Genomic DNA, 21180 nt, shown 5'->3' on the forward strand with positions numbered 1-21180 from the left:
TCATGCGGAATCCGCCCAGATCGTTCGGAGCCCGCCTCAGGCTCGCCGCCCGCCGCCCGTCGTTCGGCCGCGCGCGCGCCCTGGCGCATGACGAGAGCGGCGCGACGGCCGTCGAGTTCGCCCTGCTGCTCGTGCCGTTCCTGATCCTGTTCTTCGGCCTGTTCGAACTGGGCTTCGTCTATTTCGCCACCCTGACCCTCGACGAGGCCGTCACGGGCTCGGGCCGGCAGATCCGCACCGGCGAGGTGCAGACCACCGGCGGCACGGCGGCCACCTTCAAGACCGCGGTCTGCAAGAACATGGGCCTGCTGACGGATATGTGTCCCTCGGCCCTGCGCATCGACGTGCGCACCGTCTCGACCTTCGCCTCGACCACCAGCCTGACCACGCCGACCAACACCTGCTGGGATCCGGGCGGCCCGGCCTCGCTGGTGGTGGTGCGCGCCTATTTCGACTGGCCGCTGATCGTGCCGCTGCTGTCGCAGGCCCTGGAAACGGCCAACGGCAAGCGCACCCTGACCTCGGCCACCGCCTTCGTGAACGAGCCCTACAACAACACCACGGCGAGCGCCGTCACATGCCCATGACCGCGCGCCCCGCCTCGACCGCCCGCCGCTTCGCCCGCGAGATCCGCGGCGCCGTGGCCGTGGAATTCGCCGTGCTCGCGCCGCTGCTGGTGCTGCTGTACTTCGGCATGAGCGAGATGACCCAGGCCTTCATGGCCAAGCGCCGGTTGGGCAACACCGCCTCGCTGATGGGCGACATCGCCGCCCAGAACCCGACCATCACCCAGGCGCGCGTCGACGACATCTTCCAGATCGGCAACACCGTGATGCGCCCGTTCGCGACCACCACCCTGCGCTGGTGCGTGGCGAGCGTCGTTTCCGACAGCGACGGCAAGGACACCATCGCCTGGGTCGCGCCCAAGAACAGCCCGACCGACTGTCCCGCCAAGGGCGCGGTCGTGAGCTACGTCTCGCCCGACCTGCTGCCGGCCAGCGCCAGCGTGATCATGAGCAGCGTCAGCTACGAATACGTGCCGACCCTGAAGCTGCTGGGGACCAAGTTCGTCTTCAAGAAGAGCTTCTACCTGCGCCCCCGGAAGTCCGACAGCGTCGCCTGGGCGACGTCATAGGCTCGCCGAGGTCAGCGCCGCGACCCTCGGATCCCCGCCCAGCGTCCGGCCGTCCAGCCGCAGCAGCGGCCGCACGCCGGTAAGGCTGTTGGTCAGGAACGCCGCCTGGGCGCCAGCCACCGCCTCCGGGCCGACCTCGACCTCGGTCACGGCCAGGCCCATGGCCCGCGCCGCGGCGATGACGCGCCCGCGCGCCAGGCCCGCCAGCACCCCGCACGACACCGCCGGCGTCGCCAGGGCCTCGCCGTCCAGCCAGAACAGGTTGCCGGCGCTGGCGCAGGCCAGATGGCCGCGGTTGTTCAGCATCAGCGCCTCGTCGGCGCCGGCCGCCCGGGCCTCGCTCCGGGCCAGCACGTTGTCGAGATAGGCCAGGGTCTTCAGCCGCGAGGCGGGCGAGCCCTCGTTTCGGCGCACCGTGGCGATGATCGCCTCGGCCGGCGCCCCCGCGGGCGGAGCCGGAGCGCAGCCGGCCAGCAGGCGCAGGACAGGCGCCTCCGGCCGATCCAGCCCGCGCCCGCCCGAGCCGGCGGTCAGGGTCAGGCGCACCGCCGCGCGGCCGGCGGTTAGCCCGGCCGCGGCCGGCGCCGCCTCGACCAGGCTCCGGGCCGCGTCACGGTCCAGCGGCGGCAGGCCCAGGGCTTCGCAGCCGGCGGCCATGCGATCGAGATGGGCCTCGAGATGGCGCACCGCGCCGTCCACCGTCAGCAGGGTCTCGAACAGGCCATCGCCCAGCAGCAGGCCGCGGTCCGTGAGTGGAACCCCGTCGATGGTCATGTCCCCTCCCCGGTCAGCGCCCGGCGCAGGGCGTCGATCTTGGCCTCGGCCTCCAGCCGTTCGGACAGCGGATCGCTGTCGGCGACGATGCCGGCCCCTGCCTTGGCCTCCAGCCGCCAGCCGCCGACCTCCTCGGTGAGGGCGACGCTGCGGATCAGCACGCTGGACTCGAAGGCCCCGTCGAACCCGGCCCAGAACAGCGAACCGCAATAGGGGCCGCGCGGCCCCTCCAGGCCGGCGATCACCTTCATCGCCTGGACCTTGGGCGCGCCGGTGATCGAGCCGGGCGGGAAGGTCGCCCGCAGCAGGTCGGCGACGCCGAGGCCGGGCTTCAGCCGGCCCTCCACCGTCGAGACCAGGTGATGGACGTTGGCGAAGGTCTCGACCTTGAACAGTTCGGGCGTGCGCACCGTACCGGCCGGGCTGACCCGGGCCAGGTCGTTGCGCATCAGGTCGACGATCATCAGGTTCTCGGCCCGGTCCTTGGCGCTGGCCGACAGTTCGAAGGCCAGGGCGCGGTCTTCGGCGGGCGTGCCCCCGCGCGGCCGGGTGCCCTTGATCGGACGGGTCTCGATCGCCCCGCCGCGCACTTTCAGGAACCGCTCGGGCGAGTTGGAGACCATGGCCCGCCCGGGCAGGCGCAGCCAGGCCGAGAACGGCGCCGGGCTGGTGCTCCGCAGACGGACGAAAAGGTCGAAGGGGTCCGCACCGGCGGCCAGGCGGCCTCGCCAGGCCCGGGCGATATTGGCCTGGAAGATCTCGCCGGCCAGAATCCGCTCGACCACCTGGGCCACCGCGGCCTCGTAGGCGGCCGGCGGCTCGCCCTCCAGCGCCTCGCACAGCCGGCCCTCGAACGGATCGCGGGCCGGGGCGTCCAGCCAGGCCAGGGCGGCGCGGGCGCGGGCCTCGGCTTGGGCCTTGCCCTCGCCGCGCCCAACGGCGACGACTGTGCGGGCCAGGTGGTCGAAGGCCAGCAGGGCGGGATAGCGGGCGCAGACCAGGTCGGGCCAGCCGCCGCGCGGCAGGTCCAGCGCCTCGATCCGGTCGCCCAGCTCATAGGCGGCCAGGCCCACCACCCCGCCCTGGAACGGCGGGCCTTCGGGATCGGCGGGCAGTGCGGGGCCGACCAGGGCGGCCAGGGCCTGGAACGGGTCGCGGCGGTCTTCGGGCGGCAGGACCAGCGTCTGGTCGGGATCGCGTAGCAGGTAGGACCACCGCTCGCCCGCCCCGCCCGACAGCAGGGCGCAGGCGAAGGGCTCGTCCCGCCAGGGGGCCGCCGCCCAGAGAGGGTCGCGCCAGGGGGCGGCGATGAGGGCGACGTCGCGCATCGCCGGGTGATAGGCGCGTCCGGCTACGGCCTCAAGCCTCGCGTCCGCCGCCGCGCACGGCGAACAGGGCGACAAGGCCCAGCGCCAGCAGGGCGACGATCGGCAGGAAACCGGCGGTCTGGCTGTGGAAGATCGAGGTTGCCGCCGCCACCAGGGCCGAGCCCAGCCACACCGTCGCCGTGCCCGACAGGGCGTAGAGCCGAAGAAGGCCGCCGTGCGGTCCGGCGGGGCCAGGCGCACCAGCAGGGTCCGGCTCGAGGCGTATTGGGCGGTGACGCAGACGGCGATCACCAGGCCCAGGCCCAGATAGATCAGCTCGGGCGCGGTGCGAAACAGCGGCCCGTCCCACACCGCTGGCGCGGCGGGGTCGTAGGGAAAGACATAGAGGATCCGGTCGCGGCCCATGCCCAGGAGGCAGATCAGCGTCGCCAGGCAGCCGGCGATCTCGAGCTGCACGGCGCGCCGGGGTCCCAGCTTGCGGTCGAGCATCGGGGCCAGGAAGCCGCCCAGCGCGCCCACCGTGCTCAGCGACACGGCGTAGACCAGCATCTCCAGCGCGCCCCAGCCCATCACCCCGGCGGCGAACAGCCCGCCGAACACCAGCAGGGCGGTCATGCCGTCGCAATAGAGCATCCGCGCGCCCAGGAAGGTGGCCACGTCGCGATGGCCCTTGAGGTTGGCGAAGGTGTCACGCAGCAATTTCAGCCCCGCCGCCAGGCTGGCCCGCGGCGACAGGCCGGTGCGCGGCGCGTCCGGCGTCCACAGCAGGAACGGGATCGCCCCCAGGGCCATGATCAGGGCCGACAGCGGTCCGGCCAGTCGGCTGGGCTCGTGGTTGTCGGACGACAGGCCCAGCAGCGGCGTTCCGGGGATCCCGGGCCAGTCGACCACGCCCGGCAGCACGAAGCCCCACAGCATCAGGGCCAGCATCAGCACCGACAGGCCGTTGGACAGCGCGAAGCCCAGGCCCGACAGCAGCGGCGCCTGGTCCGGGCTCGCCGCCGCCCGGGGCAGCAGGGCGTTGTTGAGGGCGTCGCCCCAATTATAGGTCAGGCCCAGCAGGGCCAGGATCGCGATGGTCGCGCCGATCGGCAGGCCGCCGGCGGGCATGGCCCACCACAGCAGGGCCAGCAGCGGCAGCATGGCGGTCAGCACCACGGTGATCAGCGGCTTGCGCGGCCCGTACTGCTCGATGGTCGCGCCCAGGACCGGGGCGGTCAGGGCCACCAGCAGGCCGTAGGCCGTGGTGATCTGGGCCATGATCGTCTGGCCCTTCACCGGGTCGCCCACCAGCGTCCCCGAGAAGTAGGGCGCGAAGATGTAGATGTTGATCAGCACCACATAGACGTCGCGCGAGCCCTGGTGCAGCACCCAGGATAGACCGCCCCGCGTCAGCGGCGTGCGCGCCGCGACTGATCCGACGCCCAGGCGCGACGGCGCGCCGTCCAGGACCTCGCTCATGCCTTTTCCTTCCCACCAAGGGCCGTCTTGGCGCGGCCCTAGGGTTGAGCCTGATCCGCGAACACGCGTTTGTCACGCATTCTTCACGCGAAGGCGGCCCGGCCGCACGCCATGAGCGGCGCGGAAACGCCTCGCGAAGTGCGACCGCGAACTGTAGCCGGCCGCCTGGGCCGCCTGGGCCACGCTGTAGGCGTCGTGGGTCAGCAGATCCTGGGCCGTGGTCATCCGGGTCTCCAGCAGCAGTTCGCGGAACGATCCGCCTTCGGCCGCCAGCCGTCGCCGCAGGGTCGAAGCCCCCAGGCCCATGGCCCGCGCCAGGGCCTCGACCCGCCAGGTCCGCCCGGGATCCTGGCGGACGATCTCCTCGGCCCGAGCGCGGATCGTCGCGGCGAAGAGGCCGGCGGCGGCCGGCGCCCGCCGCACCAGCAGCAGGATCTCGAGGATCCGGTGGCGCGCCAAGGCCGTGGCTTGGCTAGGATCGGTCAGGGCGGCGGCGGCGTGGCCGAACGCCTCGACCAGATCCGGCGTCAAGGCGATGGCCGGCCCGGAAACCCCGCGTCCGGCGCGGCCCGGTTCGTCCCCGGCTCCCGCAAGCCGGCGCGCCGATCGCCTCAGGTCCTCGTCGATGGTGATGGCGACGGACTCATAGCGCCCTGTGACGGGGTCGGGCGCATTGACGATGTCGAAGGTCACGCCGGCGGGGATCACGAAGGGAACGCCGGCCGGAAGGCGCTCGCAGCGCTCGCCGGCCCACAGCTCCTTGGCGCCGCTGAGCACGACGACGATCAGCGGATCGGCGAGGCGCAACTGGGCGATGCGCTCGCGGACGAAGCAGCAATAGCCGAACACCGCGCCGCCGTTCGATCCGGCGTAGTGATGGGCGCCCGCCGCACCCTGGGACCTCAGCGCCGCCAGTCGCGCCAGCAGGGCCTGGCGCAGGCTTTTGTCGGCGATCGGGAAGGGGTCGAGGGCCATGCCCCAGCCTTCGACGGACGGGCGTGGCCTGGCAAGCCGCAAAGCGAGCGTTTCGGGCTCATGCGAGAGCGCCCGGGGGCCTTGCCCCGCCCCCGCGCGGCCTAGTCCAGCCGCCAGATCCACGAGTGAGGACGACATGCGTAGAGCCTGGCTGAAACTGACGACGAGCCTTTTCCTGACCCTCGCCGCCCCCTTGGCCGCGATCCCGGCCCAGGCCGCGGCGCCGGCGGCGCTGCGCCTGTGGCGACTGGACTGCGGCCGGATCCAGATGAACGACGCCTCGCCGCTGTCGGATACCAGCGCCTATGCCGGCCAGACGCGGCGGCTCAGCAACGGCTGCTATCTCGTCCAGCACGGCGACGACTACCTGCTGTGGGACGCCGGCCTGCCGCGCGCGCTGCTGGACAAGCCGCTGAACAATCAGCCGATCAGCGCCACCCTCGATCGGGACCTGGAAAGCCAGCTGGCCGCGATCGGCGTGCGTCCCGAGCAGATCAGCCGGCTGGCGATCAGCCATTATCACTTCGACCACGTCGGGCAGGCCGCCCTCTTCCCGCGCGCCACCCTGCTGATCGGCGCGGCGGACCTGGCTGCCCTGCGCGCGGGATCGCCGCCGTTCGCCGATCCCAGCCTTCTGGCCCCCTGGCTGACCGGCGACGGCGTGACCGACCCGGTGCAGGGCGACCGCGACGTGTTCGGCGACGGCTCGGTCACCATCCTCGCCGCGCCCGGCCACACGCCCGGCGAGCAGGCGCTGCTGGTGCGGCTTCCTCAAACCGGCGCGGTGATCCTCAGCGGCGACGTCGCCCACCTGGAGGCCCAGCTGGCCCCGCGCCGCGTGCCGACCTGGAACACCGACCGCGCCGGCTCCCTGGCGTCGATCGATCGCCTCGCGCAACTGGCGGCTGCGCTGAAGGCGCGGATCATCGTCCAGCACGACCCCGAAGACGTGCCGCGGCTGGCGCGTTTTCCCGAGGCGTCCCGCTAGGCCGCCCGCCCCCCCGCTAAGCCAGCCCCCGGCTAAGCCAGGATGTGCGCCGCGATCGCCTCGCGTGTCCGGGCGTCCACGCCCAGCACCGTCTCCAGATAGGCGTCGATCGAGCCGTGGGCGGCCTCGATGGCTTCGATTGAGGCCAGGATGTACTCGGCCTCCACCGCCAGGGCGGCGCGGATCGCCGCTTCCGGCGGGACCGATCCGGTGTAGCCGGCCAGGTAGCGGCCGATGCCCTCGCCGATGCGGGCGTAACGTTCGGGATCGTTGGTGGCCAGGTAGTCCTCGACCAGGTCGTCGCGCGACACCCCGGCCAGGTGGTGGGTCAGGGCGGCCAGCAGGCCGGTGCGGTCCTTGCCGGCGGCGCAGTGGATCAGCACCGGACCCCTGGCCTTAGCGAGCACCGCGAAATAGCGCCGGAAGAGATCGACATGGCGCGGGGTGAAGGGCTTGCGGCGATAGGACTCGACCATGTAGCCGCGCAGGTCGGCCTCCGAATGATCCCAGCCGCGCAGGAAGGTCTGCCAGGGATCGTCGCCCTCCCCGCCCAGGTCGTTGTCGATCACCTCGGCGGCGAAGCTCTTCCAGCGGCGCGACGGCTCGCGCTGGCGCTCCTGGGCGCGGCGCAGGTCGACGATGGCGACCAGGCCCAGGGCGGCAATGGCCTCAAGGTCGGCATCGGTGGCGGCGGCCTGGTGGGCGGCCCGGAACAGCAGGCCCTTCTTCATCCGGCCCGCGCCGGCGGCGTAGTCGCCGAAGTCGCGGAAGTTCTCGACGCCTTGCAGGGGGATGTGACGGGTCATGCCCCCGATGTAGTCGCAGGTCGCGACGAAATCGAGACTCTGGACGGATCGTGCATCTGCGCAGAAACTGTCGGCATGGTCCCGGTGCAGCGTTTCCAGAGTTTCGACGGCGTCTCCATCGCCTATCGCACCTTGGGCGAGGGCTGGCCGACCCTGCTGCTGCACGGCTTCCTGGCCAGCGCCGAGAGCAACTGGTTCCTGCCGGGGATCGCCGACGCCCTGGCCCAGGCCGGCCGCAAGGTGATCGCCCCGGACCTGCGCGGCCACGGCCGCTCCGACGCGCCGACCGATCCCGCCGCCTGGCCCGCCGACGTGCTGGCCCTGGACCAGCTGGCCCTCGTGTCGCACCTGCACCTGATCGACTACGACCTCGTCGGCTACTCCCTGGGCGCGCGCACGGCGGCGCGGATGATGGTGCGCAGCGCCCGGCCCGAGCGGCTGGTGCTGGCCGGCATGGGCGCCTCGGGCCTGATGGGCGCGGGCGAGCGGGCGGCGATGTTCGAGGACGCCATCCGCCACGGCGAGCAGGCCAGGGATCCCCGCTCCGGCCGCCGCGTCCAGGCGATGATGGCGGCGGGAAACCTCAAGCCCGAAGCCATGCTCGGCGTGCTCAACGCCTTCGTCCCGACCCCGGCGGAAGACATCGCCCGCATCGACGTCCCCACCCTGGTCATCGCCGGCCAGCGCGACGACGACAACGGCTCGGCCGAGGCCCTGGCCGCCCTGCTCCCCGACGGCCGCGCCCAGCGCGTGCCCGGCGACCACCTGAGCGCGGTCATGGAGCCGGCCCTGGCGGCCGGCATCGTCGGGTTTCTGGAGCGGACGGAACTCTAGGACCCGGCGATTGACGCTTCCGCCGACACCCGCCAAAGCTGCAAGGCTCAAGCTTGCCGCGATTGGCGGTCTAGCAAGGCCCAGTGAAAGTCATCGACCATGGCGCGCGCCGTAAGCGTTCCCAACAGGCGCCGCATTGTCGTCGCCCCCATCGCTGTGCTTGGCCTGATTGCCCTGTTCGCCGCAGGCGGCGCGGCTCGGGCCGCCGATCCCGCTCCGGCTCCGGCTCCGGCTCCGGCTCCCGCTGGTCAGCCCCAGGTCACCCGCCCCCACTGGACGCGGAAGCCCGATTTCGGGGACTTCGCCCGCTTCTACCCGGCCGCGGCCAAGCGCGCCTATATCGGCGGCCGGGCGGTGATCGAGTGCACGGTCGGCCCCAAGGGCGGCCTCGAAACCTGCTCGGTCGTGGAGGAGACGCCCGCCGGGTACGGCTTCGGCCAGGCGGCGCTGGACCTCAGCCGCTATTTCCGCATGAGCCGCCAGACCGACGAAGGAACCTCCACCGCCGGGGGCGTGGTGCGGATCCCGCTCAACTTCACCCCGCCGCAGTGACTCCGACAGTGGCGCGCGACGCCGATAGCCAATGAAAAAGGGGCGGTGGATGACCACCGCCCCTTCGTCGTTTCCGACGTGTCGCTCCTACCGGAAGGGCGGCTCGTCGAAGGCGCGCAGCTTGCGCGAGTGCAGGTTGGGGCCTTCCTCGTGCAGCAGCTGGCAGGTCAGGATGCCGATCTGCAGGTGTTGGCTGATCGCCCGCTCGTAGAAGGCGTTGGCTTGGCCCGGCAGCTTGATCTCGCCGTGCAGCGGCTTGTCCGACACGCACAGCAGCGTCCCGTACGGCACCCGGAAGCGATAGCCCTGGGCGGCGATGGTGGCGCTTTCCATGTCGATGGCGACGGCGCGGCTCTGGTTGAAGCGCAGGGCCGACAGGCTGTGGCGCAGTTCCCAGTTGCGGTCGTCGGTGGTGACCACGGTGCCGGTGCGCAGGCGCTTCTTCAGCTCCTGGCCGGTGTCGCCGCTGATCGCCTTGGCCGCGTCGTAGAGGGCGCGCTGCACCTCGGCGATCGACGGCACCGGGATCTCCGGCGGCAGCACCACGTCGAGCACGTGGTCGTCGCGCAGATAGGCGTGGGCCAGCACGTAGTCGCCGATGGTCTGGGTGTCGCGCAGGCCGCCGCAGTGGCCGATCATCAGCCAGGCCTGCGGGCGCAGCACCGCCAGGTGGTCGCAGATGGTCTTGGCGTTGGACGGGCCGACGCCGATGTTCACCAGGCTGACGCCCTGACCGTTCGGGGCGATCAAGTGGTAGGCCGGCATCTGGTGCTTGCGCCACGCCCCGTCGGCGATCGCTTGCTCGGCGTTCGGCGTCTCGGCCGTCACCACCACGCCGCCCGAGCACGACAGCGCCGTGTACGGACTATCGGGCTTCTTCAGCTGCTCGACGCCCCAGCGCACGAACTCGTCGACATAGCGGTGGTAGTTGGTGAACAGGATGAACGGCTGCACGTGCTCGGCCGGCGCGCCGGTGTAGTGGCGCAGGCGGGCCAGCGAGAAGTCGGTGCGCAGGCCGTCGAACAGGGCCAGCGGCCGGGTCTCTTCCAGCGCCGGGTTCCAGACGCCGTCGGCGATCTCGTCGCCGATGAAGGCCAGGTCCGTCGTCGGGAAGAAGCGGGCGATGTCCTCGCTGCGGACGTCGGCCTGGTTCAGGTCGATGCTGGCGTCCAGCACGTAGGGATAGGGGATCTCCTGCTCGGAGCGGGCGACCTCGATCTCGACCTCGAAATCGTCCATCAGCAGGGACAGCTGCTCGACCAGGTAGTCCTGGAACTGGGCCGGCTTGGTGATGGTGGTCGAATAGACGCCCGGACGGCTGACCCGGGCGAAGGCGCGCGCCAGTTTCGGCGGCAGGGCCTCGGGGTCGTAGGTCAGGCGCAGCTCGGGATAGGTGAACGAGCCATCGAACCGCATCTGCGGGTCCGGGCGGGTTCCATGTTCGAGATAGGCCCTAAGGGCGGTGCGCAGGGCCTCGACGGCGCGCTGGTATTCGGAGTTGAGCCGCTCGACGACGGCGATCGCTTTTTCTTGGTTTGACATGGGTCTTTATAGCGACATTTCACGACATTGGCGAGACGGGCGGCTGGCCCAGGTGGAAAACTTTCTTACTTAGCGAGGCCGCTCCGTCCCGGGTCAATCCGGGAACGGGCAACGGCCTTCGGTCTCGACAGGTCCGCCTGTTTATCCGGCGTGGCGCGATGCAAGCCGGGCAGGATCACCTGTAGGGCATGGACGAACCCAGGTTCGTCGGCCACAAGGGCGGAAATGCTCAAATAAGGAGCGAATGGCGGCGCGGACCATCTCGCGCGTCTTTCCTCCATAGCCAGAACACTTCCGTCGACGCCGACGGCGCGCCAGGGGGCCCGCATGAACAAACGCTTCGCCTATCTGATCATCGGCGCGATGGTGCTGGGGGTGCTCGTCGGCTGGGGGTGCAACCAGTTCCTCGACGCGGACGGCGCCAAGTCGGCGGCCTCGAACCTCGGCTTGATCACCGACATCTTCCTGCGGCTGATCAAGATGATCATCGCCCCGCTCGTGTTCACCACCCTGGTGGCCGGCATCGCCCACATGGAGGACGCCGCCGCGGTCGGCCGGATCGGGGCCAAGACCCTGGGCTGGTTCATCGGCGCCTCGGCCGTGTCGCTGCTGCTGGGCCTCTTGATGGTCCACCTGCTGCAGCCGGGCCATGGCCTGCATCTGGTGGAGGCGGCGGTCTCCTCGAAGCCGGCGGCGACCACCGAGGCCTTCACCCTCAAGGGCTTCATCACCCATCTGGTGCCGACCTCGATCTTCGACGCCATGGCCAAGAACGAGATCCTGCAGATCGTGGTGTTCTCGCTGTTCGTCGGCACCGCCGTGGCGGCGCTCGACGACAAGGCCCCGCAGGTGCTGCACCTGGTCGAGCAGTGCGCCCAGATCATGCTGAAGGTCACCGGCTTTGTCATGAAGCTGGCCCCGTTGGCGATCTTCGCGGCCCTGGCCTCGACCATCGCCACCCAGGGCCTGGGCATGCTGGCCACCTACGCCAAGTTCGTGCTGGGCTTCTACGCCACCATGGCCACCCTGTGGGTGCTGCTGTTCGGCGCGGCGTTCCTGATCCTGGGCAAGCGGGCCGTGGCCCTGTTCGGGGTGATCCGCGAGCCGGCCCTGCTGGCCTTCTCCACCGCCAGTTCCGAAGCCGCCTACCCCCGCATCCTCGACACCCTGCCCAAGGTGGGGGTGCGCCGCCGCATCGTCTCGTTCGTCCTGCCGCTGGGCTATTCGTTCAATCTCGACGGCTCGATGCTCTACTGCACCTTCGCCACCATGTTCATCCTCCAGGCCCATGGCGTGCACCTGACCATCCAGCAGCAGATCTTCATGCTGCTGCTCTTGATGGTGACCTCCAAGGGCATCGCCGGGGTGCCGCGCGCCTCGCTCGTCGTCATCATGGCCACCCTGACCTATTTCGGCCTGCCCGAGGCCTGGATCGCCCTGGTGCTCGGCGTCGACCACCTGCTCGACATGGGGCGCTCGGCGACCAACGTGGTGGGCAACTCGGTCGCCGCCGCCGTGGTGGCCAAGTGGGAGGGAGAGCTGGAGGATATCCAGCCGGAGGAGCAGGCGGCTACGGCCTGATCCTCACGTCCCAGCTGTTTCAGGGAAGGGCGGGACCTCGCGGTCTCGCCCTTTTTCTTTTTGCCGCCCTTCCCCCTTTAGAAGTCATCGCCCGGCTTGTCCGGGCGACCCAAGCGGCCTCTCAGGGTTGGCTCACTCAGCTTGGGTCGCCCGCATGAAGCGGGCGATGACTTCTGAGAAAAGGAAGAAAAACGGGGCAGGCGCACGCGCTCGCAAAAACATCCCCCTCCCCTCGACGAAAACAGCACGCCTTTGCCATTGACGGCGACCTCGCCAGGCCCAATCTTTCACGCGAGGGACCTTTAGGATGAACGCCATGGTCAAGCTGAAAACCATCGCCCTGGCCGGCCTGGCCGGCGCGCTTCTCGCGGGTCCGGTGCTGGCCGCCACGGAAGGCGACGAGGCCGCGCCGCAGAAGGCCAAGCGCCAGTGCTTCCAGCTGTCGGACTGGCAGGGCTGGAGCGCGCCCGACAAGAACACCCTCTACATGAAGGTGCGCAACCGCGACGTCTATCGCGTCGACCTGTCGTGGGGCACCAACCAGCTGACCTCGCCGGGCAGCTACCTGATCTCGACCGTGCGCGGCATCGACACCGTCTGCGCCCCGCTCGACCTCGACCTCAAGGTCGCCGACGGCAGCGGCTTCGCCATGCCGATCCGCGCCAAGACCATCACCAAGCTGACCCCCGAAGAGATCGCCGCCCTGCCCAAGAAGGACCGGCCGTAATCCATCCGCCAGGCCGGCTGGTCCCGCGCATGCATCGGCGCGTGGATCAACCGCCCGGGCGGCGATCGACGCAGGCCCCGTCCAGCCAGCGCCCCCCGCCATCCAGGCAGACGTCCTGGGCGACCGACGGGGACCAGCGGATATAGGCCACGCCCGCTAGGACCGCGATCGCCAGGGCCGCGAGGATCCAGCGCCCTACTCGTGTCATTCCCCCGCCGCCTCCAGCAGCGCCACGATCATGGCGTTGACCGGGGTCGGCACCCCGTGCGCCGCGCCGCGGCGGACGATGACGCCGTTGCGGGCGTCGATCTCCATCGGGCGGCCGGCCAGGCGGTCGGCGAGCAGGGAATTGACCCCGTCCGCCGGCCCCGAGCGATAGCCGGCCACCACTTCGTCGGGCAGGCTGTCTGGCAGGTCCACGTCCTCGGCCCGGCCGACGGCGATGCATTCGGCCATCAGGTCGCGCATGATCGCGGCGATGTCGTCGCGGCGCGAGATGCCGGACGGCTTCAGGGCCAGGGCGTTGACGGCGCCGGCGCAGTTGAGCGCCAACTTGCGCCAGGCCACGGCCTTGAACTCGTCGGTCGGCTCCACGGCGATCGGGGTGTGGGCGAAGAGGTCGGCGAAGGCCTGGCCCGCCTCGCCGGCCGGAACCTTGATCCAGCCCAGGCGCCGCTGGCGGATCACGCCCGGGGCCGTGCGCTCGGCCGGGATGTCGACCACCGCCGGGGTGATGCGTTCGGCGGGCAGGTAGGGCGTGAAGCGCTCGACATGCTCGACGCCGTTCTGCAGCACCGCCACCCGGGTGCCCGGCCCCACCAGTCCCGCCAGCCAGGCGGCCGCGCCGGCGGCGTCATAGGTCTTGGTGGCGATCAGCACCCAGTCGACCGATGTCGCCTGCGCGGGATCGGTCAGCACCGTCGGCGTGGCGACCAGGGTCCGCTCCGGCGTCTCGACCTCCAACCGCTCGAAGGCGGTGCGGACGCACAGCGTGACCTCGTGGGCCAGAGACAGCCAGGCCGCCAGGGTTCCGCCGACCGCGCCCGGACCGATCACCGCGATGCGCATACCGCGCTCCTTCCCAAACGAAAACGCCGCCGGGCATAGCCGGCGGCGTTCACGACGTCATGACTGTTCCAGCGAACCGATCAATCGACCAGGCTGGTCTCGGCGCGCTTCTTGAGCATGCCTTCGAAGCTGGACCACACGCCGTCGGCGCCGTGCCATTGGCCCTTGGTCGCGGCCTTGGAATATTCCGTGGCGCGGGCCTCGAAGAAGTTGGCGTGCTCGACGCCGCTGAGCAGCGACTGCAGCCAGGGCAGCGGGTTTTCCTTCACGCCGTAGACTTCCGGCAGGTCCAGCTGGCGCAGGCGCCAGTCGGCGATGAAGCGGATGTACGACTTGATGTCCTCGGGCGTCATGCCCTGCACCTCGCCGGCCTCGAAGGCCAGGTCGATGAAGGCGTCTTCCATGCCGACCACGGTCTTGCAGCAGTCGACGATGTCGTCGGCCACGGCCTTGGTCACCGCGCCGGTTTCCTTGTTGAAGGCGTGGTACAGCTTGATGATGCCTTCACAGTGCAGGCTCTCGTCGCGGATCGACCACGAGACGATCTGGCCCATGCCCTTCATCTTGTTGAAGCGCGGGAAGTTCATCAGCATCGCGAACGAGGCGAACAGTTGCAGGCCTTCGGTGAAGCCGCCGAACATGGCCAGGGTGCGGGCGATGTCGGCGTTGGAGTCGACGCCGAACTTCTGCATGAAGTCGTGCTTGTCGCGCATGGCCTGGTATTCCATGAACGCGCCAAATTCGCTCTCCGGCATGCCGATCGTCTCGAGCAGCAGCGCGTAGGCGGCGATGTGGATGGTCTCCATGTTGGCGAACGAGGAGAGCATCATCTTCACTTCGGTCGGTTTGAAGACCCGGCCGTAGCGTTCCATGTAGTTGTCGGCCACCTCGATGTCCGACTGCGTGAAGAAGCGGAAGATCTGCGTCAGCAGGTTCCGTTCCTTGTCGTTGAGCTTGACCGCCCAGTCCTTGAGGTCCTCGCCCAGCGGCACCTCTTCCGGCATCCAGTGGACCTGCTGCTGCTTCTTCCAGAAGTCGTAGGCCCAGGGATAGCGGAACGGCTTGTAGGCGCCGGAGGGGGTCAGGAGGCCGGGAGTGGTGATCAGCGAAGCGGACATCGGACGGCCTCCAGAGCGGGTCGGACTCGAATCGAGCGGGCGGGTAGGATCTAGATAGCGCAGGGAGACCCGCGCCATCTAGTGGTCAGATTGCCTCAGGCCACAAGATGTTGTGGGCAGAATGGGTAACGAATGATGAATCCAGCTTACACCATCTATGGCGCGCTTGGCTCCGGCTCCGTGCCCGTCGAGGCGACTTTGTCGCTATTGGGGCAGCCCTACACCGTGATCGAGGCGCCGACCTGGGAAGGCGCCGCGCAGCAGGCCAAGGTCGCCCCCGTCAATCCGATGAAGCAGATCCCGGCCCTGGTCACCCCCGACGGCGAGACCATCACCGAGAGCGCGGCGATCCTGATCTGGCTGGCCGACAACCACCCCGAGGCCAAGCTGGGGCCGGCCGTCGGCGATCCGCGCCGTGGGCAGTTCCTGCGCTGGATGACCTTCATCCCGGCCTCGATCTATTCGCTGTTCTGGGTGCGCGACGATCCCTCGCGGCTGGCTGGGCCGGATCCGGAGGCGCAGGCTCGGGTCAAGGCCGCCACCGCCGACCGCATCGCCGACTGCTGGGCGATGATGGACGCCCAGGTCGAGCCCGGCGCCTACATCCTCGGCGACGACCTGACCGTGCTCGACCTCTATGTCGCCGTCGTCAGCCGCTGGGGCTCGCGGCGGGTACGGTTCTACGACCGGGCGCCGAAGATGGCCGAGGTGGTGCGGCGGGTGGACGCCGATCCGCGGTTGGCGGACTTCTGGGAGAAGCGGTTCCCGTTCGTGGACGGCTGGGAGAGGAACGGGGCTCAAACCTGATCCTTCTCCCCTTGCGGGAGAAGGTGGCGCGAATCTCTCAAATATGTGGAGGACCTCAAGGCTCTCCGTATAAATCTAATAGCAGATAAAGGCAGATCTCATGGGGGAAGCAAGGACCAAAAGCCGCAACCTATCAGCTCTCATCGCGTCGGAAACTCGCTGCATTTACTGCGAAAATAAACCAACGCAGATCGAGCACATGCCTCCGAGAGCTATGTTTCGAGAAAAATCTCGACCGAACGGCATGGAGTTCGCGGCTTGTGCTGACTGCAACAACGGAACGAGCCCAGCCGACCTTGCAGCTAGCTTCTTCGCCCGCTTAAGCGCCTTTGGCCCCTTCGATCATTGGAGCACCTACGAAGCGCGCGACCGCTTAAACACTCTTGAACGTATGGCTCCAGGTGTAAGATCTGAACTTTTTGATAATGACCGCATCGAAAGAAAATGGATCAAGTCACCGGCCGGTATTATCCAGGAGCGCATCCAAACAAGTGCTGACGGTCCACTAGCAGAAGCATACCTCAAGACGTTCTCAGCCAAATTGGCGATGGCTCTCTATCGCGAGCACACCGGCGAGCCCATACCGCTAGATGGGCGGATCGAGGTAAAATGGTACCTCAATGCTGGCTTGGCGGAACATGAAGCCCACGCCCTCCTTTCGATCTTGCCAATTGGAGCCTCACTCAATCAGGGCACTTGGTCTGTGCCCGATCAATTTGCTTACCGATACAACACCGATGGAAGAGGGATCGTGGCCGCCTTGGTTAGCTTCCATTCCAACCTTCACATATTCGCGATGGCTAGTTCCGATCCCGCTTATGAAAAGCTGGAAAAATGGAATAGCCACATTCTACGCCCAGGCACACTGAGAGAAATGATGCCAAAACGGCCGCCGCTAGTCCTGCATACTTAGGGATTTGAATCCGGGCACCTCCCCCGACCACAAGCACCGCATTTCTCCAGGCGATAGAGTGAGGCAAGAGCGCCGCTTTACGCCGGCCAGCTTCACCGCTATCAACCCGCTCGATGTCCTTCGCCGCGACCAAAATTATTACCCGCAAAACGACCCGCTTCGGCGGGGCGGCGGGTATGTGCGCGATCTAAGCGAGCATCCTCAGACCAGCCCCGCACTGCGCGGGGCGGCTCTCACACCACGAGATCTGACGGCTCCCCGCGCTCCCTCATCCAGGAGACGCACGATCATGAGCCCCAAGTTTTCCCGTTCGAACCCGCCGCACGTCGGCGTCGTCGGCGCCACCGGCCTGGTGGGCGGCATGATGCTGAAGCTGCTGGCCGAGCGGGACTTCCCGCTGGCCTCCCTGCGGGTCTTCGCCTCGGCCCGCTCGGCCGGCCAGGCCCTGGCCTGGAAGGACGGGTCGGTGACGGTGGAGGACGCCGCCAGCGCCGACTTCGCCGGCCTCGACATCGTGTTCTTCTCGGCCGGCGGCGACACCTCGCGCGAACTGGCCCCCAAGGCCGCCGCGGCCGGGGCGATTGTCATCGACAACTCGTCGGCCTGGCGTTCGGACCCGGACGTTCCGCTGGTGGTGGCCGAGGTCAATCCGGAGGCGCTGGCCCACCTGCCCAAGGGGATCATCGCCAACCCTAACTGCACCACCATGGCCGCCATGCCGGCCCTGAAGCCCCTGCACGACCACGCCGGCCTCCAGCGCCTGACCGTCAGCACCTATCAGGCCGCCTCGGGCGGCGGGGTCGAAGGCATCCGGGTGCTGTCGGAGCAACTGCGAGCCGGCGCCGCCGGCGACCTCGACGGCCTGGCCCTGTCGCCCGACGCCGCGCCCCTGCCCGAGCCGCAGAAGTGGGCCGTGCCCCTGGCCTACAACGTGGTGCCGCTGAACTACGTGCTGGGCGAGGACGGCTATACCGAGGAGGAGCTGAAGCTGCGCGACGAAAGCCGCAAGATCCTGGGCCTGCCCGACCTGCCGGTCAGCGGCACCTGCGTGCGGGTGCCGGTGTTCAGCGGCCACGCCCTGTCGATCAACGCCGAGTTCGAGCGGCCGATCTCGGTCGCGCAGGCGCTCGAGCTGCTGGGGAACGCGCCGGGCGTGGTGCTGGACGACGTGCCCAACCCGCTGGCCGCCACCGGCCAGGACCCGGTGTTCGTCGGCCGGGTGCGCCCCGATCCGACCGTCGCGCACGGCCTGGCCCTCTTCGTGGTCGGCGACAACCTGCGCAAGGGCGCGGCGCTGAACGCCGTGCAGGTGGCCGAGGTGCTGGTCGGCGGCTGACGCGGCGAGGCGGCTCCCGTCTTCGGGCGGGGGCCGCCTTTTCCGGCCCCGCGACAGCAGGTCGCAACCCCCACGTTCACGCCGCCTTCATCGCGCCCGCGCGACACTGGCCCCGACATGAAGATTTCGCAGCTCTCGACGACCGAGACGGGCTCGGCCTCCGCCGTCGCCTATCCCGGCGGGGCGGTCGCCGCCGCGGCGGCGCTCAACGACACCACGGGGTCGGTCGGGCTGGACCAGCAGCTGGGCGCCTATCACGCCCTGTCCAACAGCTGGGCCGGGGCCGGCTATGCGGAGCGGGCGAGCCTGGCCTCCGCGCTCAACGACTCGCCGTTCGCCAAGACCGTGCAGTCGGCGCTCAACACCTTCACCAAGGCCGCCTGGGCGGGATCGGACGCGGCCCCGCCGGCCCCGCAGCAGAAGGCGATCGAGGCTTTCGACGGCCTGTCGGAGACCGACCAGACTATCGTCGCCTCGCTGCAGGTGGGCGTGCCCGGCGCCAAGGGTCCGGCCAGCGTCGCCGACTATCGCTCGCGCCTGCAATCGGACCTCGACGCGGCCCAGCCGTCGTCGACGCCGCGCGACACCGTCACGCTCTCGGCCGAAGCCCAGGCCCGCCTGGCCGGCGCCGCCGCGCCCGAAGCGCCTGCCGCGCCGGTGGTCGAGGCCACCCCGGAAATGGCCGTCGCGATCAGCGCCTACGGCAAGGCGGCGGGGTAGGACCGTGATCCCCTCTCTCATGGAGAGAGGGAGGGGCCCGCGCCGCAGGCGTGGGAGGGTGAGTGGGTAGGCGAAGCCCCTGGACGATCTTGGCGCCGTTGCGAGCGCAGTGCCGGCACGCCGTAACCACTCACCCTCCCACCGCTGCGCGGCGGGCCCCTCCCTCTCTCTCAGAGAGAGGGATTTGGTGTGCGAAATCCGCCAGCGCCGCCGGTTCGCCCCTGCCCACGCTCACCTCCCGCGCCAGCCAGTCGATGAACGCCCGCACCCGGGCCGGCAGCTGGCCGCCGTGGCCGACATAGACGGCGTGGGTCAGTTCGATGTCGCCGGGGTTGAAGGCCTCCAGCACCGGGACCAGGCGGCCGGCGGCGATGTCGGGACCGACGTGCAGCACCGACAGTCGGGCGATCCCCTGGCCGGCCAGCGCCAGGGTGCGGGCGCTCTCGCCGTCGCCGACCTCGGCCCGGCCGTGGACCGGGCGATAGATCCCTTCGCCGTCGATCAGGAACGGCCAGGAGTCGCAGTGGCGGGCGAAGTTGAAGGTCACCAGTTGGTGGGAACCGAGATCGTCGGGATGCCGAGGCGTCCCGGCGCCGGCCAGGTAGGCGGGTGAGGCGACCAGCACCATCCGGCTGTGGGCGATCTTGCGGGCCATCAGCTGCGAGGCGCGCATCGGCCCGACCCGGATGGCGACGTCGGCCCGCTCATCCATCAGGTCGATGACCTGGTCGGTGACGGTGATGTCGAGCTGGATGTCCGGATGCTCGGCCAGGAACCGCGGGGCCAGGGGCAGCAGGTAGTGCTGGCCGAAAGGCACGCTGGCATTGACCCGCACCCGACCGCGCGGGGCGGCGCTGGCGGCCACGGCGCGCTCGGCCTCGTCGAGATCGGCCAGCACCCTCAGCGAACGCTCGTGGAAGGTCTGGCCCTCGGCGGTGAGGGTGAGTTTTCGGGTCGAGCGGTTGACCAGCCGCGCGCCCAGCCGCGCCTCCAGCCGGGCGACCAGCTTGCTGACCGCCGACGGGGTCATCCGCAAGCTGCGGGCCGCGGACGAGAAGCCGCCCTGCTCCACCACCCGGACGAAGACCTCCATCTCGGCCGTACGATTGATTTCCTGCCGCGCCATTGCGCCTTCAAGTCACAAGTGATGATCCTTCCGGCAATCTAATTCATCGAAGGCGGCGGCGCTATCTGACGGTTCCAACAATCACCGGAGCCGGCGGCCATGCCCCTCGCCCTCTATGCCCTGACCGTCGGCGCCTTCGGCATCGGCGTCACCGAGTTCGTCATCATGGGCCTGCTGTTGCAGGTCTCGGCCGATCTCGGCGTCTCGATCCCGACGGCCGGCTGGCTGACCACAGGCTACGCCCTGGGCGTCTTCGTCGGCGCGCCGGTGCTGACCCTGGCCACGCGCCGCCTGCCGCCCAAGACGACGCTGCTGGCCCTGATGGCCATCTTCACGATCGGCAACCTCGCGGCCGCCCTGGCCCCAACTTTCGGCCTGCTGATGGCCGCGCGGATCGTCACCGCCCTGGCGCACGGGACCTTCTTCGGCGTCGGCTCGCTGGTCGCCGTCTCGCTGGTGCCGCCCGAGCGCAAGGCCTCGGCCATCGCCATCATGTTCACCGGCCTGACCCTGGCCACCCTGCTGGGCGTGCCGTTCGGGGCCTGGCTGGGCCTGGCCTTCGGCTGGCGCTCGACCTTCTGGGCGGTGGCCGCCATCGGCGCGGTCGCCTTCGGGATCCTGGCCCTGCTGGTCCCCAAGGGCGACAAGGCCGCGCAGCCCGCGCCGCTGAAGGAAGAGTTCGCCGTCCTGGCCCGTCCGCAGGTGCAGCTGGGCCTGGTGATGACCGTGCTCGGTTTCGGCGGGGTGTTCGCGGTCTTCACCTACATCCAGCCGATCCTCACGCAGCTGGCCGGCTTCTCGCAAAGCGCGGTGTCGCCGATCCTGCTGGTGTTCGGCGCGGGGCTGGTGGCGGGCAACCTGCTGGGCGGCCGCTGGGCCGACAAGAACCTGAACGCGGCCCTGGCCGGATCCATCGCCCTCCTGACCGTGGTCATGCTGGCCGCCGGCTGGGCGTTCCACGACAAGATCGGCGCGATCCTGGCCGCCTTCGGGCTGGGCGCGGCCGCCTTCGCCACCGTCGCCCCGTTGCAGATGCGGGTGCTGAGCCAGGCCGGCGGCGCGGGCCAGGGCCTGGCGTCCAGCCTCAACATCGCCGCCTTCAACCTCGGCAACGCCATCGGCGCGGCCCTGGGCGGCGCGGTCATCGCCCACGGCCTGGGCCTGGCCGCCATCGCCCCGATCGCCGCCCTGGTGCCGCTGGGCGCGCTGGTGCTGGCGGGGGTGAGCCTGGGGCTGGAGCGGAGGAGCAGACTGGCGGCGGCGTAGAGATCCTCTCCCCGTGGGAGAGGTGTCGCCGAAGGCGACGGAGAGGGGAGTGGTACGAACTCGGCCCAAGCAGCGGCGGCTGAAAACGTCCCCCCTCCGGCCCTCCGGGCCACCTCCCCCATA

The 21180-nt window shown here is 69.7% G+C and carries 22 protein-coding genes; 13 read left to right on the top strand and 9 right to left on the bottom strand.

Features of this window, described 5'->3' with window-relative positions; genetic code table 11:
* Positions 1-2: 2 nt before the first annotated feature.
* Together I4Q42_RS20290 and I4Q42_RS20295 are read left to right on the top strand one after the other, a co-directional pair.
* A complete protein-coding gene (locus tag I4Q42_RS20290; protein WP_198577911.1) occupies positions 3-587 on the top strand; it encodes a TadE/TadG family type IV pilus assembly protein in 585 nt (194 codons plus the stop codon).
* Positions 584-1135, top strand: coding sequence for a TadE/TadG family type IV pilus assembly protein (locus I4Q42_RS20295; protein ID WP_232793313.1), 552 nt, complete (start codon positions 584-586; stop codon positions 1133-1135). The genes I4Q42_RS20290 and I4Q42_RS20295 overlap by 4 nt, the downstream gene beginning before the upstream one ends.
* On the opposite strand, the gene I4Q42_RS20300 is transcribed toward I4Q42_RS20295, so the two are convergent.
* The 3 genes from I4Q42_RS20300 to I4Q42_RS20315 form a co-directional block, all read right to left on the bottom strand.
* Complete coding sequence (locus I4Q42_RS20300) at positions 1130-1909, bottom strand: aminotransferase class IV (RefSeq protein WP_198577913.1); 780 nt, start codon at positions 1907-1909, stop codon at positions 1130-1132. The genes I4Q42_RS20295 and I4Q42_RS20300 overlap by 6 nt on opposite strands.
* Positions 1906-4698, bottom strand: a complete 2793-nt coding sequence (pabB, locus tag I4Q42_RS26675; RefSeq protein WP_408611110.1) for an aminodeoxychorismate synthase, component I — start codon at positions 4696-4698, stop codon at positions 1906-1908. The genes I4Q42_RS20300 and pabB overlap by 4 nt, the downstream gene beginning before the upstream one ends.
* A 72-nt stretch (positions 4699-4770) precedes the next feature.
* The gene (locus tag I4Q42_RS20315) at positions 4771-5673 is read right to left on the bottom strand and encodes a helix-turn-helix transcriptional regulator (RefSeq protein ID WP_198577915.1); all 903 of its coding nucleotides are present in this window, start codon (positions 5671-5673) and stop codon (positions 4771-4773) included.
* A gap of 136 nt (positions 5674-5809) precedes the next feature.
* Between I4Q42_RS20315 and I4Q42_RS20320 the strand changes: the two genes are divergently transcribed.
* The gene (locus I4Q42_RS20320; protein WP_198577916.1) at positions 5810-6661 is read left to right on the top strand and encodes an N-acyl homoserine lactonase family protein; all 852 of its coding nucleotides are present in this window, start codon (positions 5810-5812) and stop codon (positions 6659-6661) included.
* A gap of 32 nt (positions 6662-6693) precedes the next feature.
* On the opposite strand, the gene I4Q42_RS20325 is transcribed toward I4Q42_RS20320, so the two are convergent.
* Positions 6694-7467: a tyrosine-protein phosphatase gene (locus tag I4Q42_RS20325; RefSeq protein ID WP_198577917.1), complete on the bottom strand. Its 774-nt coding sequence runs from the start codon at positions 7465-7467 to the stop codon at positions 6694-6696.
* Positions 7468-7542: 75 nt separating this feature from the next.
* Here I4Q42_RS20325 and I4Q42_RS20330 point away from each other — a divergent pair, with 75 nt between their 5' ends.
* A complete protein-coding gene (locus I4Q42_RS20330) occupies positions 7543-8301 on the top strand; it encodes an alpha/beta fold hydrolase (protein ID WP_198577918.1) in 759 nt (252 codons plus the stop codon).
* 99 nt (positions 8302-8400) lie between these two features.
* Positions 8401-8853, top strand: a complete 453-nt coding sequence (locus I4Q42_RS20335) for an energy transducer TonB family protein (protein ID WP_198577919.1) — start codon at positions 8401-8403, stop codon at positions 8851-8853.
* A gap of 87 nt (positions 8854-8940) precedes the next feature.
* Here the strand turns inward: I4Q42_RS20335 and I4Q42_RS20340 are convergent, their stop codons facing one another.
* Positions 8941-10395 carry an AMP nucleosidase gene (locus I4Q42_RS20340; protein WP_198577920.1) on the bottom strand — a complete coding sequence of 485 codons (1455 nt, stop codon included), beginning with the start codon at positions 10393-10395 and terminating at the stop codon, positions 8941-8943.
* Between the two features lie 327 nt (positions 10396-10722).
* Here I4Q42_RS20340 and I4Q42_RS20345 point away from each other — a divergent pair, with 327 nt between their 5' ends.
* Both I4Q42_RS20345 and I4Q42_RS20350 read left to right on the top strand, forming a co-directional pair.
* Entirely contained in the window at positions 10723-11976 is a 1254-nt protein-coding gene (locus tag I4Q42_RS20345; protein ID WP_198577921.1) for a dicarboxylate/amino acid:cation symporter, read from the top strand.
* Between the two features lie 316 nt (positions 11977-12292).
* Entirely contained in the window at positions 12293-12703 is a 411-nt protein-coding gene (locus I4Q42_RS20350; protein WP_198577922.1) for a DUF6491 family protein, read from the top strand.
* A gap of 46 nt (positions 12704-12749) precedes the next feature.
* Here I4Q42_RS20350 and I4Q42_RS20355 read toward each other — a convergent pair whose 3' ends face one another.
* From I4Q42_RS20355 to I4Q42_RS20365, 3 genes are all read right to left on the bottom strand, one after another.
* Positions 12750-12911, bottom strand: a complete 162-nt coding sequence (locus tag I4Q42_RS20355; RefSeq protein ID WP_198577923.1) for a hypothetical protein — start codon at positions 12909-12911, stop codon at positions 12750-12752.
* Positions 12908-13771 carry a 2-dehydropantoate 2-reductase gene (locus I4Q42_RS20360; protein ID WP_198577924.1) on the bottom strand — a complete coding sequence of 288 codons (864 nt, stop codon included), beginning with the start codon at positions 13769-13771 and terminating at the stop codon, positions 12908-12910. Before I4Q42_RS20360 ends, I4Q42_RS20355 begins: the two co-directional genes overlap by 4 nt.
* A gap of 80 nt (positions 13772-13851) precedes the next feature.
* Complete coding sequence (locus I4Q42_RS20365) at positions 13852-14889, bottom strand: ribonucleotide-diphosphate reductase subunit beta (protein ID WP_198577925.1); 1038 nt, start codon at positions 14887-14889, stop codon at positions 13852-13854.
* A 135-nt stretch (positions 14890-15024) separates the two neighbouring features.
* Between I4Q42_RS20365 and I4Q42_RS20370 the strand changes: the two genes are divergently transcribed.
* The 5 genes from I4Q42_RS20370 to I4Q42_RS20390 all read left to right on the top strand — a co-directional run bounded on the left by I4Q42_RS20370 (position 15025) and on the right by I4Q42_RS20390 (position 18665).
* On the top strand, positions 15025-15696 hold the full coding sequence (locus I4Q42_RS20370) for a glutathione S-transferase family protein (RefSeq protein WP_198577932.1): 672 nt from the start codon (positions 15025-15027) through the stop codon (positions 15694-15696).
* Between the two features lie 244 nt (positions 15697-15940).
* Positions 15941-16609, top strand: coding sequence for a hypothetical protein (locus I4Q42_RS20375; protein WP_198577926.1), 669 nt, complete (start codon positions 15941-15943; stop codon positions 16607-16609).
* A 113-nt stretch (positions 16610-16722) separates the two neighbouring features.
* Positions 16723-16800, top strand: coding sequence for a hypothetical protein (locus I4Q42_RS20380; protein WP_198577933.1), 78 nt, complete (start codon positions 16723-16725; stop codon positions 16798-16800).
* A gap of 98 nt (positions 16801-16898) precedes the next feature.
* Positions 16899-17945 carry an aspartate-semialdehyde dehydrogenase gene (locus I4Q42_RS20385; protein ID WP_198577927.1) on the top strand — a complete coding sequence of 349 codons (1047 nt, stop codon included), beginning with the start codon at positions 16899-16901 and terminating at the stop codon, positions 17943-17945.
* Between the two features lie 117 nt (positions 17946-18062).
* Positions 18063-18665, top strand: a complete 603-nt coding sequence (locus tag I4Q42_RS20390) for a hypothetical protein (RefSeq protein WP_198577928.1) — start codon at positions 18063-18065, stop codon at positions 18663-18665.
* 130 nt (positions 18666-18795) lie between these two features.
* Here the strand turns inward: I4Q42_RS20390 and I4Q42_RS20395 are convergent, their stop codons facing one another.
* Positions 18796-19791 (bottom strand): LysR family transcriptional regulator, encoded by a 996-nt coding sequence (locus I4Q42_RS20395; protein WP_198577929.1) that lies wholly within the window; start codon positions 19789-19791, stop codon positions 18796-18798.
* 99 nt (positions 19792-19890) lie between these two features.
* On the opposite strand from I4Q42_RS20395, the gene I4Q42_RS20400 reads away from it, so the two are divergent.
* On the top strand, positions 19891-21057 hold the full coding sequence (locus I4Q42_RS20400) for an MFS transporter (RefSeq protein WP_198577930.1): 1167 nt from the start codon (positions 19891-19893) through the stop codon (positions 21055-21057).
* The last annotated feature ends 123 nt before the right edge of the window (positions 21058-21180 follow it).

The organism is Caulobacter hibisci, from assembly GCF_016135805.1.
GTDB classification, from domain to species: domain Bacteria; phylum Pseudomonadota; class Alphaproteobacteria; order Caulobacterales; family Caulobacteraceae; genus Caulobacter; species Caulobacter hibisci.